The 16,367-nt window shown below is 70.2% G+C and carries 15 protein-coding genes; 3 read left to right on the plus strand and 12 right to left on the minus strand.

Annotated elements, in window-relative coordinates:
* Positions 1-10 precede the first annotated feature (10 nt).
* The 8 genes from ACWGI2_RS03965 to ACWGI2_RS04000 form a co-directional block, all read right to left on the minus strand.
* A complete protein-coding gene (locus tag ACWGI2_RS03965) occupies positions 11-1,696 on the minus strand; it encodes a serine/threonine-protein kinase (RefSeq protein ID WP_453693655.1) in 1,686 nt (561 codons plus the stop codon).
* Positions 1,697-1,781: 85 nt separating this feature from the next.
* The gene (gene pcaDC, locus ACWGI2_RS03970; RefSeq protein ID WP_453693657.1) at positions 1,782-2,897 is read right to left on the minus strand and encodes a bifunctional 3-oxoadipate enol-lactonase/4-carboxymuconolactone decarboxylase PcaDC; all 1,116 of its coding nucleotides are present in this window, start codon (positions 2,895-2,897) and stop codon (positions 1,782-1,784) included.
* Positions 2,894-4,345, minus strand: a complete 1,452-nt coding sequence (pcaB, locus tag ACWGI2_RS03975; protein WP_453693659.1) for a 3-carboxy-cis,cis-muconate cycloisomerase — start codon at positions 4,343-4,345, stop codon at positions 2,894-2,896. Before pcaB ends, pcaDC begins: the two co-directional genes overlap by 4 nt.
* Positions 4,342-4,896, minus strand: coding sequence for a protocatechuate 3,4-dioxygenase subunit alpha (gene pcaG / locus ACWGI2_RS03980; RefSeq protein WP_453693661.1), 555 nt, complete (start codon positions 4,894-4,896; stop codon positions 4,342-4,344). Before pcaG ends, pcaB begins: the two co-directional genes overlap by 4 nt.
* Entirely contained in the window at positions 4,896-5,669 is a 774-nt protein-coding gene (pcaH, locus tag ACWGI2_RS03985) for a protocatechuate 3,4-dioxygenase subunit beta (RefSeq protein WP_453693663.1), read from the minus strand. The genes pcaG and pcaH overlap by 1 nt, the downstream gene beginning before the upstream one ends.
* Positions 5,670-5,756: 87 nt before the next feature.
* The gene (locus tag ACWGI2_RS03990) at positions 5,757-6,959 is read right to left on the minus strand and encodes a thiolase family protein (RefSeq protein ID WP_453694651.1); all 1,203 of its coding nucleotides are present in this window, start codon (positions 6,957-6,959) and stop codon (positions 5,757-5,759) included.
* 2 nt (positions 6,960-6,961) lie between these two features.
* Positions 6,962-7,645 (minus strand): CoA transferase subunit B, encoded by a 684-nt coding sequence (locus ACWGI2_RS03995; protein ID WP_453693665.1) that lies wholly within the window; start codon positions 7,643-7,645, stop codon positions 6,962-6,964.
* On the minus strand, positions 7,645-8,439 hold the full coding sequence (locus tag ACWGI2_RS04000; RefSeq protein ID WP_453693667.1) for a CoA transferase subunit A: 795 nt from the start codon (positions 8,437-8,439) through the stop codon (positions 7,645-7,647). The genes ACWGI2_RS03995 and ACWGI2_RS04000 overlap by 1 nt, the downstream gene beginning before the upstream one ends.
* 198 nt (positions 8,440-8,637) lie before the next feature.
* On the opposite strand from ACWGI2_RS04000, the gene ACWGI2_RS04005 reads away from it, so the two are divergent.
* A complete protein-coding gene (locus ACWGI2_RS04005; RefSeq protein ID WP_453693669.1) occupies positions 8,638-9,105 on the plus strand; it encodes a MarR family winged helix-turn-helix transcriptional regulator in 468 nt (155 codons plus the stop codon).
* A gap of 15 nt (positions 9,106-9,120) precedes the next feature.
* Here ACWGI2_RS04005 and ACWGI2_RS04010 read toward each other — a convergent pair whose 3' ends face one another.
* The 4 genes from ACWGI2_RS04010 to ACWGI2_RS04025 form a co-directional block, all read right to left on the minus strand.
* Positions 9,121-10,059, minus strand: a complete 939-nt coding sequence (locus ACWGI2_RS04010; protein ID WP_453693671.1) for a DUF3048 domain-containing protein — start codon at positions 10,057-10,059, stop codon at positions 9,121-9,123.
* A gap of 47 nt (positions 10,060-10,106) precedes the next feature.
* On the minus strand, positions 10,107-11,900 hold the full coding sequence (locus ACWGI2_RS04015) for a hydroxysqualene dehydroxylase (protein WP_453693673.1): 1,794 nt from the start codon (positions 11,898-11,900) through the stop codon (positions 10,107-10,109).
* A gap of 147 nt (positions 11,901-12,047) precedes the next feature.
* Positions 12,048-13,109 carry an ATP-dependent DNA ligase gene (locus ACWGI2_RS04020; RefSeq protein WP_453693675.1) on the minus strand — a complete coding sequence of 354 codons (1,062 nt, stop codon included), beginning with the start codon at positions 13,107-13,109 and terminating at the stop codon, positions 12,048-12,050.
* A gap of 292 nt (positions 13,110-13,401) precedes the next feature.
* The gene (locus ACWGI2_RS04025) at positions 13,402-13,773 is read right to left on the minus strand and encodes a hypothetical protein (protein WP_453693677.1); all 372 of its coding nucleotides are present in this window, start codon (positions 13,771-13,773) and stop codon (positions 13,402-13,404) included.
* A gap of 478 nt (positions 13,774-14,251) precedes the next feature.
* Between ACWGI2_RS04025 and ACWGI2_RS04030 the strand changes: the two genes are divergently transcribed.
* Positions 14,252-14,941, plus strand: coding sequence for a hypothetical protein (locus tag ACWGI2_RS04030; RefSeq protein WP_453693679.1), 690 nt, complete (start codon positions 14,252-14,254; stop codon positions 14,939-14,941).
* Between the two features lie 360 nt (positions 14,942-15,301).
* The gene (ligD, locus tag ACWGI2_RS04035) at positions 15,302-16,315 is read left to right on the plus strand and encodes a non-homologous end-joining DNA ligase (protein WP_453693681.1); all 1,014 of its coding nucleotides are present in this window, start codon (positions 15,302-15,304) and stop codon (positions 16,313-16,315) included.
* Positions 16,316-16,367 lie beyond the last annotated feature (52 nt).

Consider the following 16,367-nt stretch of genomic DNA (forward strand, 5'->3'; position numbering starts at 1 on the left):
GGGGTCATGCCTACGGAGCCCGCCAGACCGTCATGTCCGCGGTCAGGAAGCTGAACCCGTCATTCGGCAGCGCGGTCGACTTCACCTGGACCACTAGCAGGGCGATGTCTCCGGAGGGGTGCTTCACGCAGATCTCGCTGCCTGCCGCCACCGCCGCCAGCGGGAGGTCGTGGCTGTCGGCGCCCTTGAGAGCGAGACGGCACGAATCGAGGGTGGCGCCCGGCTTGCTGTACAGCATGGTGATCAGGCTCTTGTCGCTCTCCAGCGAACACCTGTCCTGCCCGCAGACGAAGCGGATGTCGCCCTTGCGGTCCTTGCGGCGCACCGGCTCCCTGAGGCTCACGGAGTTCTTCTCGTCGAACCACTCCTGGGGGTACGCGATGGGGCGCGGCGGGGTGGAAGCGTTCGAGGAGGACTTCGAGGAGGGGCGCGTCTCGTCTGACGACCCGTCGCCCTTCTCACCGGCTCCGGAGTCCGAACCGGCGGCTGATCTCTCACCGGCCTCGGATCCCGACGTGGACCCCGAGTTGGATCCCGACGTGGACCCCGACTCCCGTGCGGACGCCCCCGAACCGGACTTCGAGGCCGCGTCCCGGAAGCGGAGGTCCGTCGCGTCCATGACCATCCACGTCAGGCCCATCACCAGCAGCGAACTCCCCGTCACGATGGCCGTGATGAGCGCGTTGCGTCTTCGGCGGGCCCGCCGCTCGTCCGGCCCCGACGACGGAGGCGGCCCCTGCTGCTGCGGCGGCGCGAACAACGGCAGCGTGTGCACCGGGGTGGGGTGGGGGACCGGCGCCGGAACCATGACCTCCGGCCCCGTGACGTCCCGCCAGACGGCCAACCCCGCGCCCGCGTCGGTCTCCCCGCCAAGACGCTGACGGCACCACTCGACGATCTCCGCGGGGGTGGCACGCTCCGCCGGATCGGCGGCCAGGCACTTGGCGAACAGCGGACGGAGCTGCGCGGGGAGCAGGGTCAGGTCGGGCTCCGAGTGCACGATCCGGTACAGCACGCCGACCGAGGGCCCGTCCCCGTACAGCGGCTCGCCCAGTGCCGCGAACGCCGCGGTCTGGCCGAGCGCGAAGACGTCGGTGGCCGGGGTGACCTCACCGGCGGACGCCTGCTCCGGGGCCATGAAATGGGGTGTGCCGACGGTGGCACCCGTGGCTGTGTACGCGGAGGTGGCGCTGGAGGTCAGCGAGATGCCGAAGTCGATCACGCGCGGCCCGTCGGCGGCCAGCAGCACGTTCGACGGCTTCAGGTCCCGGTGCACGATTCCGGCGGCGTGGATGGCCTGTAGCGCCTCGGCGACCCCCGCCATCAGCCACAGCACAGCGGGCACCGGCAGCGGTCCGCGCCGGGCGACGGCCTCCGTCAGGGAGGGGCCTGGCACGTACAGAGTGGCGAGCCAGGGCGGCACGCCGTCCGCGTCGGCGTCGATCAGCTCGGCCGTGTAGGCGCCCCGGACCCGCTGGGCCGCCTTTATCTCCCGCCCGAACCGCCGCCGGAAGGCCGGGTCGTCGGCCAGCTCCGGCCGCACCACCTTGATCGCCACCGGTCGGCCGCCCTGCGTGTGCGACAGATAGACGCGACCCATGCCTCCCGCGCCCAGCCGGGCCGCGAGACGGTATCCGGCCACCACCGGTGGGTCCTCCGCCCGCAACGGCTGGAACACCTCAGACGCGTCGTTCATCGCCCCTTGCCCCCCTGCTCTCCCCTGAACCCCTGATCCCCCTGATCAGCAGCAGCCCAAGCAGCCTAAAGGGTCCCCGTGGCCGCTACTCCTCGGCGAGGACCCGCTGGGCCACCGCGAACGCCGAATTGGCGGCGGGCACACCGCAGTAGACCGCTGTCTGGAGCAGCACCGCGCCGATCTCCTCGGGTGTGAGCCCATTGCGGCGGGCCGCCCGGACATGCATGGCCAACTCGTCGTAGTGCCCGTGCGCGACCAGGGCGGTCATGGTGATCATGCTGCGTTCGCGGCGCGCGAGGGTGGGGTCGGTCCAGATCTCGCCCCAGGCGTAGCGGGAGATGAAGTCCTGGAAGCGGGCCGTGAAGGGCGTGGTGTTTGCCTGCGCGCGGTCCACGTGAGCGTCGCCGAGGACCGACCGCCGGGCAGCCATCCCGCTCGCGGCCGTACCCGTGAAGTGCGTGCGCAGTGCGGCGACGACGGCCTCCGGGCGCTCGGCCGGCGCGAGGTGCGAGGCGCCCGCCAGTTCCGTGAGGGAGGCGCCCGGCACCGCGTCGGCGATCTCACGCGCGTGGGCGGGCGGCGTCGCGGGGTCCTCGCGGCCCGCGACGACGAGTGTGGGAGCGGTGATCGTCGCCAGCGACTCCCTGATGTCGTACGCCGCCAGCGCGTCGCAGCATGCGGCGTACGCGTCGGGGTCGGTGGTCCGGTGGTCGTCGACCAGGCCGGGGACCGTGAACCCGGGGGTGAACCAGCGCTCCGGGGCGCTCTCCGCGAGCGTGGCGAGGCCCTCGCGGCGTACGAGTGCCGCGCGCTCCTCCCAGCGTGCGCTGCCGCCGAAGTGCGCCGACGAGCAGATCACGGCGAGGCTCTCCACTCGCTCCGGGTGGTGCGCGGCCAGGTGCAGGCCGACGGCGCCGCCGAGGGAGACGCCCGCGTACGCGAAGCGGTCGATGCCGAGGGAATCGGCGAGCGCGAGGACGAGGGCGGCCAGGTCGGCGACGGTCGCTCCCGGGTCGATCAGCTCGGCGGGGGACTTGCCGTGACCGGGCAGGTCCCAGCGTACGACCCGGTGGGTGGTGGAGAGATCGGGCGCCACGGCGTCCCACAGGGCGGTGGAGGTGCCGACCGAGGAGCCGAGGAAGAGCGGGGGCGCGGTCGGGGCGCCCTCGGTGGTGTGGTGCGGCAGCTTCGCGGGGGTCATCGTCGCTCCAGGGCTCGGTCCGTGAGGGTTCCGGCTGAGCCGGTGTAGTGGGCGGGGTCAGTGAGTTCGGCGAGGTCGACGTCCGCCAGAGCGGGCTCTTCGGCGAGGACCTCCGCGAGGGTCCTGCCCTCGTCGCGGGTGCGGCGGGCCGCCGACGTGAGGAGTTCCTTCGCGCGGGCCCGGCCCAGGAGGGGCGTCAGCTCAGCGGTGAGGCGCTCGGAGACGATCAACCCGTGGGTGAGGCCGAGGTGTTCGCGCATCGCCTCCGGGTGGACCTGGAGGTTCTCGGTGAGCTGTGCCGCGTGGTGGCTGGCGCCGCCGACCGTGCGGAGGAGGTCGCGCAGGGGCTCCCACTCCGCGTGCCAGGCGCCTGCCGGGCGTTCGTCCTCGGCGGCCATCGAGGCGTGGAGCGTCGCCGCCAGGGCGGGGGCGCGGCGGGCTGCGGCCGCGACGAGGGTGGAGCGCACGGGGTTCGCCTTGTGGGGCATGGCGGAAGACCCGCCACCGGCACCTTCGGTGACTTCGGCCAACTCCGTCCGGCTGAGGGTGAGGATGTCCACGGCGGCCTTGCCCAGGGCCCCGGCGGTGAAGGCGAGGACTCCGGCGAGGTCGGCGACCGGGGTGCGGAGGGTGTGCCAGGGGAGGGCGGGCTCGGCCAGCCCCAGGCAACGGGCATAGGCGCCAAGGAGACCTACCCCAGCCCTGTCCGCTCCCGAAGCCGCCTCCGCCCCCGGAGCCGCCTCCCGCGCCGAAGCCGCCGCCTCCGCTCCCGCCGAAGCCCCCGGCGAGTAGTTCCTCGCGTACGCCCCGAATGCCGCCAACGTCCCTGCGGCACCCCCCAGTTGAGCCGGAAGCGCGTCACGCACCGTCCTCACCCTGTCCCGCGCGTCGAGGGTCAGCGTTCGCCAGCCCGCGGCCTTGAGGCCGAACGTCGTCGGGACCGCGTGCTGTGTCAGGGTGCGGCCCGGCATCACCGTGTCCCGGTGTTCGGTCGCGAGGCGGGACAGCGCAGCCTCCGTGCGGGTCAGGTCCGCCAGGATCAGGTCCAGCGTGCGCCGCGCGACCAGCATCATCGCCGTGTCCATGATGTCCTGGCTGGTCGCCCCCCGGTGGACGTACGGCGCGGCCTCCGCAGGCACTGCCGCCGTCAGGTCCGCGACCAGCGGGATCACCGGATTGCCGCCGGAACGAGCGCGGAGAGCCAGCTCCCGTACGTCGAAGCGTTCGGCATCGGCCGCGGCAGTAACCGCCGTCGCCGCCTCCGCCGGGGCCAGACCCACCTCGGCCTGGGCCCTCGTCAGTGCCGCCTCCGCGTCCAGCATCGCCCGCAGAAACGCGGTGTCGCCGGTCGCGGCCTCGGCCGGTGAGCCCGCTCGCCCGGGGGCGAGCAGGCCGACGTCGGTACCTTCAAGGCCCGCTGGAACAAGACCCGCTGGAACAAGACTCACTGGAACTCCAGGAACACCGTTTCGCCCTCGCCCTGAAGGCGGATGTCGAAACGGTACGTGTGGCTCGCCTCGGGGTGGGCGACCAGCGTCGTACGCCGCGCCGGGTCGAGGGAGTTGAGGAGCGGGTCGCCGGGCTCGTCGACCAGATAGGCGCGGGTGTACAGGTGATGGAGCAGACCGCGTGCGAAGACCGCGACAGCGATGTACGAGACGCCGCCCGGCGGGAGCGTACGGACCGTCCAGTGCCCGTCCGCGTCGGTCGGGACGCGCCCGAACCCGGTGAACGCGACGCCGTCACGGCCGATGACCTCGCCCGTCACCGGGTCGTGCCGCAGCGATCCCGGCGCACCCGTGCGGGAGCCGTCGGGCGCGGGCTGCCAGGTCTCGATGAGCGCGTCGGGGACGGGGTTTCCCGCGCCGTCGTACACGTACCCGTGCAGGGTGATCGTGTCCGGATGGCCGGCCGGCGCGACCTCGCCGCCCCTCGGGAAGGGCAGCGCGTAGCCGTAGAAGGGGCCGACCGTCTGGGAGGGAGTCGGAGCGTACGACATCAGTGGTGGTCGCCTTCCTCGAAGAGCGTCGCGGCGGGGCCGTCGAGCACGATGTCCCAGCGGTAGCCGAGCGACCACTCGGGGGCGGAGAGATCGTGGTCGTAGGCGGAGACCAGGCGCTTGCGCGCCGACTCGTCGGTGACCGAGCGCAGGACCGGGTCGTAGGGGAACAGCGGGTCGCCCGGGAAGTACATCTGCGTCACCAGGCGCTGCGTGAACGCCGTGCCGAATACCGAGAAGTGGATGTGCGCGGGGCGCCACGCGTTGACGTGGTTGCGCCACGGGTACGCGCCCGGCTTGATCGTCGTGAAGGAGTACGTTCCCTCGTCGTCGGTCAGGCAGCGGCCGAAGCCCGTGAAGTTCGGGTCGAGCGGAGCCGGGTGCTGGTCCAGCTGGTGGGCGTACCTGCCGGACGCGTTGGCCTGCCACAGTTCCACCAACTGGCCGCGCACCGGGCGCCCTTCGCGGTCCAGGACCCGGCCGGAGACGGTGATCCGCTCGCCGAGCGGCTCGCCCGGGTGCTGGCGCGTCAGGTCGTGGTCGAGCGCCGTGATGTCGGTGACGCCGAACGCGGGTCCGCTCAGCTCGACGGCCTCCGGGTCACGCAGCGGGATCAGCGGCTGCTTCGGGTGGCGGAAGTGACTGCTGCGGTACGGGGGATAGTCGCGCGGCGGGTGATCGGCGGGCGAGGCCGCCGCGGCCTGCGCCTTGGCGACCTCCGTGTCTATCTCCTGCTGGCTCAGCCCGTCGGGCAGGGGTTCGGTGAGGGGCATGTCTCTCGGCTCCGTGAGTACGGCGTGCTGCGGAAGGGGGCGGCGGGGACGGTGGGGGCGCCTGGGACGCCGGGGGAGGGCGGCGGGTCAGCGTTCGAGGACCAGGGCCAGGCCCTGGCCGACGCCGATGCAGAGGGCGGCGACACCCGTGCCCGAGCCGCGCCGGGCGAGCTGGTGGGCGACGGTTCCGGCGAGCCGCGCGCCGGACGCGCCGAGCGGATGGCCGAGCGCGATGGCGCCGCCCTGCGGGTTCAGGACGGCCGGGTCGAGGTCGGGCCATTCGGCCACGCACCCCAACACCTGTGCCGCGAAAGCCTCGTTCAGCTCAAGCGTGCTCAGGTCACCGAAGGACCTGCCCGCCTTCGTGAGGGCGCGGTTGACGGCCTCGACCGGCGCGAGACCGAAGTAGTGCGGCTCGATCGCGGAGACGGCGGACGCCGAGACACGGGCCAGCGGCTCGCGGCCCGTCGCCCGCAGGCCCTCCTCGTCGACCAGGAGCAGCGCGGCGGCCCCGTCGTTGAGCGGCGACGCGTTGCCGGGCGTGACCGTGCCTGCCGGGGTGCGGAAGGACGGCTTGAGCTTGGCCATCGCCTCCAGAGAGGCGTCGGCTCGTACGCACTCGTCGCGCTCGAAGAGGACGGGCTCGCCCTTGCGCCGAGGGATCGCGACCGGCGCGATCTCCGCGTCGAACAGGCCCTTCTGCTGTGCGGCAGCGGCCTTCTGATGGCTCGTCAGGGCGCACGCGTCCTGCTGCTCGCGCGTGATCCCGTGCTTGTCCGCGATGAGTTCGGCGCTCTCGCCGAGCGGGACCGTCCACTGCGGCTCCATCTTCGGGTTGACCATGCGCCAGCCCAGAGTGGTGGAGTACAGCTCGGTGTGCCCGGCGGGGAAGGGGCTCTCGCTCTTCGGCAGCACGTAGGGGGCGCGGGTCATCGACTCGACCCCGCCGGCCAGGGCGATGGAGACGTCGCCGAGCGCGATGGCCCGCGCGGCCTGGATGACGGCTTCGAGCCCGGACGCGCAGAGCCGGTTGACGGTCACGCCCGGCACCGTCACGGGGAGACCGGCGAGCAGGGCGGCCATGCGGCCGACGTTGCGGTTCTCCTCGCCCGCGCCGTTCGCGTTGCCGAAGTAGACGTCGCCGATCCGGGCGGGGTCCAAGTCCGGTGTACGGGCGAGGAGTTCGCGGATGGCGTGGGCGCCGAGGTCGTCCGGGCGGACGCCGGCCAACGCGCCGTTGTACTTGCCGACGGGGGTGCGTACGGCGTCGACGATGTAGACGTCACGCAGGCTCATGACGGGGTTCCTTCGGAAATGGCTTCGGATACCGCTTCGGAGACCGCTTCGGGAATGCGGACCTTGGCAGCGGTCTTCGCCACGATCTCGTCGGCGCTGACGCCCGGGGCCAACTCGACGAGTTCCAGGCCCTGTTCGGTGATGTCGAGGACGCCGAGATCGGTGATGATCCGGTTCACGCAGCCCTTGCCGGTCAGCGGCAGCGCACACTCCTCAAGGATCTTGGGGGAGCCGTCCTTGGCGGTGTGCGTCATCGCCACGATCACCGTGCGCGCCCCGTGCACCAGGTCCATCGCCCCGCCGATCCCCGTGATCATCTTGCCCGGGATCGCCCAGTTGGCCAGGTCCCCGCGCGCCGAGACCTGCATGGCGCCGAGCACCGCGACATCGATGTGACCGCCGCGGATCATCCCGAAGGACAGCGCGGAGTCGAAGTAGGAGGCGCCGGGGAGTACGGTGACCGTCTCCTTGCCCGCGTTGATCAGATCCGGGTCCACCTCGGCGTCGGTGGGGTAACGACCCACGCCGAGGATGCCGTTCTCGGACTCCAGGACCACCTCGACGCCCTCGGGGAGGTAGTTGGGGATCAGCGTGGGAAGGCCGATGCCCAGGTTCACGTACTGACCGTCGTGCAGCTCGCGCGCGGCGCGGGCAGCCATCTGCTCTCGCGTCCATGGCATCAGCCGCTCACCGTCCCTCGTGCCGTCCCTCGTGCCGGAGGCGCGGAAACCGTACGCCGCTCTATCTGCTTGTCCGCGGCCTGTTCGGGGGTGAGGGCGACGATCCGCTGGACGTAGATCCCCGGCAGGTGCACCGCGTCGGGGTCGATCTCGCCCGGCTCGACCAGCTCCTCCACCTCGGCGATCGTGACCCGTCCGGCCATCGCGGCCAGGGGGTTGAAGTTGCGGGTGGACTTGTTGAACACGAGGTTCCCGTGCCGGTCGCCCTTGGCGGCCCGCACCAGTGCGAAGTCGGTCCGGATGCCGCGCTCCAGGACGTACTCCTGCCCGTCGAACTCCCGCACCTCCTTGGCCGGCGAGGCGAGCGCGACCCCGCCCGAGCCGTCGTAGCGCCACGGCAGTCCGCCGTCGGCGACCTGCGTGCCCACTCCGGCCGGCGTGTAGAACGCGGGAATCCCGCACCCTCCCGCGCGCAGCCGCTCGGCGAGTGTGCCCTGCGGGATCATCTCCACCTCCAGCTCACCGCCCAGATACTGGCGGGCGAACTCCTTGTTGGCGCCGATGTACGAACCGGTCACCCGCGCGATCCGGCCCGCCGAGAGCAGGACGGCGAGGCCCGACTCCATCGCCCCGCAGTTGTTGGACACCACCCGCAGGCCCGACACCCCGGCGTCGTACAGCGCCGCGATCAGCACGCCGGGCACACCGCTCAGCCCGAACCCGCCCACCGCGAGGGACGAGCCGTCCCCCACATCGGCCACCGCGCCGGCGGCCGAGGCCACCACCTTGTCCATCCGTCGAGCCCCATCTCTTCCAGGCCTTCGATGCCCTGCATGCTCCGTGCATTAATCAGGGCACTGACTATTTCCACGAGGTTGAACTTACGCTGCCACTCGTTCCCTAGGCCGTCAAGGGCGAGTAGTGTTCAGTACACCTACGAAAAATTCAGGCACGAGCAGGCACCGAGCACGCACAAGGCAGTGGAGGAACTCATGGCCGCGGTGGACCTGACCACCCACCCCGGGCACCTGGCCCGGCGTCTGCAGCAGGCGCACTACCTGCTGTGGAACACGATGGTCTCCGAGGAGATCACCTCGCCGCAGTTCGCCGTCCTGAACGCCCTCGTCGCCGAGCCCGGCCTCGACCAGCGCACCGTCGGCGAGCGGGTCGGCCTGGACCGGTCCACCATCGCGGAAGTCATCACTCGCCTCATCCGCCGCGAGCTGCTCGACAAGGTCCGCGACCCGCAGGACGGCCGCCGGTATCTGCTGCACCTCACCGACGAGGGCAGGCGCACGCACCGCAAGCTGACCGTGCGGACGGCCCGGATGAACCAGGTCTTCCTCGGGCCGCTCTCGGCGGACGAGCAGACCGTGTTCTTCGACCTGATCCAGCGGGTCTCGGACGCGGCGGAGGGCTTGCGCAATCCCGCCGAGCACGTTGCCGCGGCAGGCGGCTGAGCTGCCCGCCGGCCGTCACGCCTTCGCGTACACCACCCACACCTGGCCCTTCGCGAACGGCAGTTGCCCGCCGCCGTCCGCTGTCGTGAACTCCGTGCCGTCCTGCGGCGAGTACCGCTCCCAGCGTGCCTCGTAGGCCCGGCCGTCCCGCAGGACCCGCGCCTTCCCCGAGCCGACGGTCTCGGTGAACGGCGTGTTGTTGCCCGAGCGGTCGTGGAAGCGCGACTCGCGCACCTTGACGTACTGCACGACGACCGTCGACGCGCCCAGCGTCTTGCCGCCGGCTGTGCGCGCCCGCTCCCCGTCCATCGAGACCAGCCAGCGTTGCTGCTCGGCGGACCAGGTGAAGGTGAACCGCGCCGCGGGGAAGCGGACGGTCTGCTCACGTTCCGGGGTGCCGCCCTTCGGGCGCGGGCCGAAGGTGAAGCCCGTGCTCTCCAGGCCTCCCTCGCCCAGGTCGGCGTTCAGCGCTTTCGGACGTACGAAGAGGTTGTGCGGGGCCGCCCTGTCGCCGCTCCGGAAGTAGGCGTCGCCCGGCGCCTTGCCGGGCGACAGCTGTCGCAGGGGAGCGGCCGAGATCAGCGGGAGGAGCTTCGACTGCGCCCCGGAGAACACGAGAGCCGGATCGTCGAACTGCCGGAGCAGCTCAAGATCCGTCTCCCGCGCGCTGCGCACCGGGCCGATGACCGGCGGCAGCCGGCCGGCGTACACCGCCATCAGGCGGCTGAGACCCGCCTCGACCTGCTCCGCGTACACGACGTCCGCCGCCTCCAGGCCCGTCTGCGGACGCGCCGGACGTACGTTGTCGATCTTCACGGCGAGTACGCGGCCGTCGCCTGCCTTCCCGTCGCCTCCGCCGGTTTCGCTGATGGTGCAGCCGGGGGCCAGGCCCAAGGTGGCGACGGCCGCCACCGCCGCCACCGTCATGCGTCGTGTCCGTGTCCGCGTTCCCATACGGGCTTTCTACCCCGTACGCCCCTGCTCTCCCGCCCCGGAGCCACTCAGCCCAGATCGAGGGCGTTACGCAGACCGAGCCGGTAGCGGGTGCGGTCGTGGCGCTTGAGGAGCTCGATCGCGGGGGCCCGGAACAGGGAGGTCACCGTGCACCGTGCGGCATCCGAGCCGACCCTCTCCAGGATGGCGTTCACCGCCTGGCGCGCCGAGGTGTTGGCGCCCTCCATCGTCGCGAGGTCGATCGGCACGGCCACGTAGTCACCCGCCAGGCAGAGGTTGGGGATCTTCGTGGCGGCCGACGGGCGGTTGTGGAGGGTGCCGACCGGGTGGATGAGCAGCTCGTCCTCGTTGGTCGGGTTCGGCGTCCCGAGGCCGTCGACGCCCGGGTCCAGGAACCACGAGTGCAGCTTGCTGTCGCTCAGGACCACCTTGCCGGTGTCGTTGAGCGCGGCCTTGAGCTGCGCCCACACCTCCTTGGCGACCTCCTCGCGCGTGCACTGCTTGGCGGTCTTGCCGTAGAGGATGCCGGGCTTGTCCCACTCGGAGATGTCCACGGAGAGGCACTCGACCGCCACACCGTCTCCGTAGTCCGCGGGGAAGTCGCGGCCTTGCCAGTGGCCCGCCTGGGCGATGCCGGTGAGCGACCACGGCGAGTCGATGCAGTTGAAGTGGCCCTTGACGGTGGGCGGACGCTCCGTCAGATAGAACTGGATGCCCGTCATCCAGTCCGTCTCCAGCTTGTCGCAGCGCGCCAACTGCGGGTCGGCCGCCTTCAGTTCGGCGCTCCACGTCCTGCGCGCGTGCTCCACCGGCATGGCCTGGACGTACTGGTCGGCGGTGATGTCACGGCGTACGCCGTCGGGATCCTCGATGACGGCCTTCGTGATGTGGCCGCCCGCGAATCCGAGTTGGCGCACGTTCCAGCCGATCCTGAACTCCACGCCCAGGGACTTCAGATGGGTCACCCATGGGTCGATCCACGCCTCGTTCGTCGGCGCGTCCAGGACGCGGTCGGGCGGGCCGTCCGCGCCCTGGCCGAGCGCGTTGAAGACGAAGGCCTCGCCGAGCGTGCCGACGGTACGGGTGCTCGCTTCCTCGGCCTTGGTGGCGACGATGTTGCGGGTGACGCCGATCGCGAGGATGCGCTGGTAGTCCTTCGACATCTTCGCGGCGCGCACGAACTCCCACCAGGGCGTCGACTCCCAGGTGTCGTCGCGGCGTTCGTCGCAGCTGGTGAGGAAGACAAGGGCGCGGTTCACGAAGTACGCGACCTCGTGCGCGGGCAGGTTGAAGGCGGTGTCGAGGAGCGCGGTGAGCGCCCGCGCGATGTCGTCGAGGGTGAGTTTTTCCGGCTCGCTGCCCGGCCACGGGATCGGCATCCGGATGTCCTCGCGTCCGGTGCGCGCGAACGACATCTCGCGCGGTGCCGCGAGGTTGTCCCAGACGCCGTTCGCGTTCCCGGGGAAGGGGATGCGGCGCATCGTGTCCGGGAGGTTGTGGTAGATCCCCGGGATGAAGCGGAACCCGTGCTCGCCGGGCAGCGGTTTGCGGTTGCCCTTCGCGCTGTTCGGTACGTCCATGCTGCGGGCCTTGCCGCCGAGCTCCCTGCGCTCGTAGACCGTGACGGCGAAGCCGCGCTCGGCCAGCTCATGGGCCGCGGTCAGGCCCGCGACGCCGCCGCCGAGCACGGCCACGGAAACCTTCGCCGCATCCGCCCGCGGGGCACGCTCGCCGGCAGCCGCCGGAAGCGCCCCCGCCCCCAGTGCCACCACGCCGCCCGCCGCGGCCGCCCCCGCGACGAACGTCCGTCTCGTGCTGCCCGTAGCTCCCGAATACCCCACGCCCTGGCCCCCTTACCGTAAGTAACTCCTGCATCAGGCGCAGGAGCTTACGGTCGGTGTCCGTGACGTGGAAGCGGCGCGAGACCGGGGGCGCGAACATTGGCGTGATTGCGTTCCCGGCGGTTCGCGGCACCGGGTCATCGACGGTCAGCGCAGCACATCCGCCAGGTCGTAGCGGACCGGCTCCTCCAGCTGGGCGAACGTACAGCTGTCAGGGGTGCGGTCCGGTCGCCAGGTGCGGAACCGCGCGGTGTGCCGGAAGCGCTGCCCGTTCTCCATGTGGTCGTACGCCACCTCGCAGACGCGCTCGGGGCGCAGCGGCACCCAGGAGAGGTCCTTCTTGCCCGACCAGCGGCTCGGCGCGCCCGGCATGCGGGAGGTCTCGTGCGCGGCCTCGTCCGCCCAGGCGGCCCAGGGGTGACCTTCGGCCGACTTCATCCGCAGCGGTTCGAGCTCGTCCACCAGCGCCGCGCGCCGCGCCATGGAGAACGCCGCGCAGACGCCCACGTGCTGGAGGGTGCCCGAGTCGTCGTGCAGGCCCAGGAGGAGCGAGCCGACGATGGGGCCGCTCTTGTGGAAGCGGTAGCCCGCGACCACGCAGTCCGCCGTGCGCTCATGCTTGACCTTGAACATGAGGCGTTCGTTCTGCCGGTAGCGCAGGTCGAGCGGCTTGGCGATGACACCGTCGAGGCCCGCGCCCTCGTACTGCTCGAACCACTCCTGGGCCAGCTCGGGATCCGTGGTGGCGGGCGCGAGGTGGACGGGGGCGCTCACACCGTCCAAGGCCTCGGTCAGCAGTGTGCGGCGATCCGTGAGGGGCGTGTCGATGAGGGACTCGTCGTCCAGGGCGAGCAGGTCGAAGGCCACGAAGGAGGCCGGGGTCCGCTCGGCGAGCGTACGCACCCGGGAGGCTGCGGGGTGGATGCGCTCCGTGAGGGCATCGAAGTCGAGCCGCCCGTCCCTGGCGATCACGATCTCGCCGTCCAGGACACAGCGGCCGGGCAGCCGGTCGAGCAGGGCCGCGGCCAGCTCCGGGAAATAGCGGGTCAGCGGCTTCCCCGTACGGCTGCCGATCTCCAGGTCGGCGCCGTCCCGAAAGACAATCGCGCGGAACCCGTCCCACTTGGCCTCGTACTGCATGCCCGGCGGGATCCTCGCCACGGGTTTGGCGAGCATGGGCTTGACGGGGGGCATCACCGGCAGATCCATGGCTCAAATCTATGGCGAGTCCGTGGGGTCCGCCTGTTCAGCAATGACGCCACATCCCGAGGCGGAGCGAAATTTCCACCTCGGGACAAGGTTCAGCGTCGGCCTCTCGTCGCAACCCAGTAGACCAACAGGCCGCCTGGCACCGCGATGGCTGCGTAGAACAGAGCTGACTGAGCGACACTTCCGTCATCAGTCATAAATTCGCTACTGATCAGCAGAACAAAGAAAAAGGCGAATGCAGTAACGAGCATACCTTTTGAATCTGGTGTGCGCATGCTCAACCCCTATGCCTTCAGTAGCACTTGGCGCCCTTGAACTTCGCAAGGTAAGTGAACTTGAATTCGACGCCCTTCTTGCACTTGTTGATCTTATCAGCGCCCATGGATACCACTGAGGCATAGACGCCTGCGGCGACGGCCGCGCCGATTCCCCCCGTGATGGCACCGATGAGACCGGCCGCAGTGGCTGCAGACCCGGCGTTGACAGCCCTGGCCTGCGACTTGTTCAGCTTCACGTAGACGTACCAACCGAGGCTGACACCACGCGGCTTGACCTCAGAAGGCTTCCCTTCCGGGATTTCGCCCCGTACCACGGTCACAACGGGGGAATCCTTGAAGGCCTCGACGGCTTCTTCGTAGGTGTACCCCTGCGAAGCAAGATCCACGTAAGCGCCATTTTCGTCAATTCCCGCGACAGCGGCAGGCTTTACATCGCGCGGCACGGTAGTTGATGCAGACGCTGCGGGTGCAACCGCAACCAGTAGTGCACCAGTCATGACTGCCGAGCAAGTTGCTTTGAAAATACGGGACTTAGTCATTCTCAACCTCAGTGTTCACAACGCGACAGAAGTCGCGGGCTGTTCGGGCTGAAGGACCGTAACATGATCAAAGTGTCGCGAATCCCCCTCCATCGAGCATGACTGGCAAAACGTCAAAACTCGACTTTGTGAGGCGAGTTGACCGATTCTCAAACCCATGCAGGACCGCTCAAGCCTGCGCCCAGTTCATTCCGCTTTGCCCAACCGAGACCTGATCGTCACCTGTTGCGAAACGGGGCCCGAACTGCTGCTATCTGCAATGCAGGAGGCTCCGAACAAGCCTGTTCACCGCATGTCGCACCCGCGGCCCGGACATCATGCCGCCATGAACGACGAGCAACCCACCCGCACACGACCCCCTTGGTGGGACTGGGCCTTAGCCACAGTCGGGGTCAGCCTCTTCATCGCCGCCCTCATCTGGGGCCCTTGGTGGATCGAAGAACGCCATCTCCGCGATCGGAGCGGCGAACTCGTCTCCAGTGCCGGCATCATCATCACCGGGCTGCGAACCGCCTTCATCGCTATCGTCGCCGGTGCCATCGGAGGCCTGGGCCTCTGGTACACCCGCCAGAACCACCACCTCGCGCAACGGCAGTTCGAAGAGGGTCGACGCCAGTTCGCCGACCAGCTCAGGCAGTCACGCGATGAGTTCCAGCTCGCGCAGCAACAGTTCGAGCACACGCAGCGGCAGTTCGAATACGAGCAGGAGAAGGACCGAGGCACCGCACTGGAGACGAGTCACTCACGCATCACCGAGAGCTTCATCACCGCCACCAAGCTCCTCGGAAGTGAGAGCGTCAGCGAGCGGCTCGGTGCCATCTACACCCTCGAACGCATCGCCCGCGAATCGCGAACCGACCGTGACAGCATCCGACGAGTCCTCGACAGTTTCAGGCAACAAAGATCAATGGAAGAGTCCAGCAGCCCCGGCCGTCCCGGCAGAGGCTGGAACGAAATCGAAGACATCAACGCCGCATCCCGAGTCTCCCGCGAACTATCCGAGAACCCCGGCTGAAGTAACTGGCGACCAAGGGTGCCCGACGTGATCCTTGCGGCCTGGGCAGGCCGCACGAACGCGGCTTTCACGAAAGCCAGGTACGCCGCCCCGGATACGGACGACCTCCGCTCGGCCGCCGAGAGCGAAAAACCCCCTCTGACCTGCCGCGCAGGGTCCGGGTCGACTTCGGTCGGCGCGGACCGAGAAGGACCGCCCGGACCCACCCGGGCGGCTCCCTCCCGGACTACTAATCCACTGCCCGTAAGGTCCCTGACCTGGGCGTTTCTCAAGCGTCTCAGGCCCATGGCTCGATTCTGTGCCCATGCGTCGCTTTGTGCCCGGTATGCGACTCCCGTCCGTTGCGCCTAGCGTGGTCGCATGGGTGGTAGAGCGGTCGAGCTCGATGCGGGTGGGCGGACGGTGCGGTTGTCCAGTGCGGACAAGGTCGTCTTTCCGGAGCGGGGCTTCACCAAGCTGGACGTCGCCCAGTACTTCCTCGCGGTCGGCGACGGGATCGTCCGTGCCCTGCGGGAGCGCCCCACGACGCTCCAGCGCTTCCCGGACGGGGCCACCGGCGAGTTCTTCTACCAGAAGCGCGTCCCCAAGAACCACCCCGACTGGATCCCCACGGCCACCATCGCCTTCCCCAGCGGCCGCACGGCCGAGGAGATGTGCCCCATGGAGGTCGCCGCGGTCATCTGGGCCGCCCAGTTCAACACCCTCACCTTCCACCCCTGGCCGGTACGCCGCGGCGACCTCGACCATCCCGACGAACTCCGCATCGACCTGGACCCGCAGCCCGGCACGGACTACGCGGACGCTGTGCGCGCAGCGCATGAACTGCGGGCCCTGCTCGACGAGTTCGGGCTGAAGGGCTGGCCCAAGACGTCCGGCGGGCGCGGCCTGCACGTCTTCGTGCCGATCGAACCGCGGTGGGACTTCACCGGGGTGCGGCGGGCCGCGATCGCCTGCGGGCGCGAGCTGGAGCGCCGCATGCCGGACGCCGTCACGACCGCGTGGTGGAAGGAGGAGCGGGGAGCGAAGATCTTCGTCGACTACAACCAGACCGCCCGTGACCGCACCATCGCGTCCGCCTATTCGGTAAGGCCCAGGCCGCACGCCCCCGTGTCGGCCCCGCTGCGCTGGGACGAGGTCGACGACGCGGTGCCGGAGGACTTCGACATCGGCACCATGCCGGAGCGGTTCGGGCGCGTCGGGGATGTGCACGCGGACATGGACAAGCACGCGTTCTCCCTGGACGCGCTTCTCGAACTCGCCCGCCGGGACGAGCGAGATCATGGCCTCGGCGACCTGCCCTATCCGCCCGAGTACCCGAAGATGCCGGGCGAGCCGAAGCGGGTGCAGCCGAGCCGGGCCAGGCACGAGGAGTGACGAAGGCCCCCGCGCCCCGAGTCGGGGTGCGGGGGCCGGAGAGTGGCCGGTC

It is taken from the genome of Streptomyces sp. NPDC054866, from assembly GCF_053610745.1.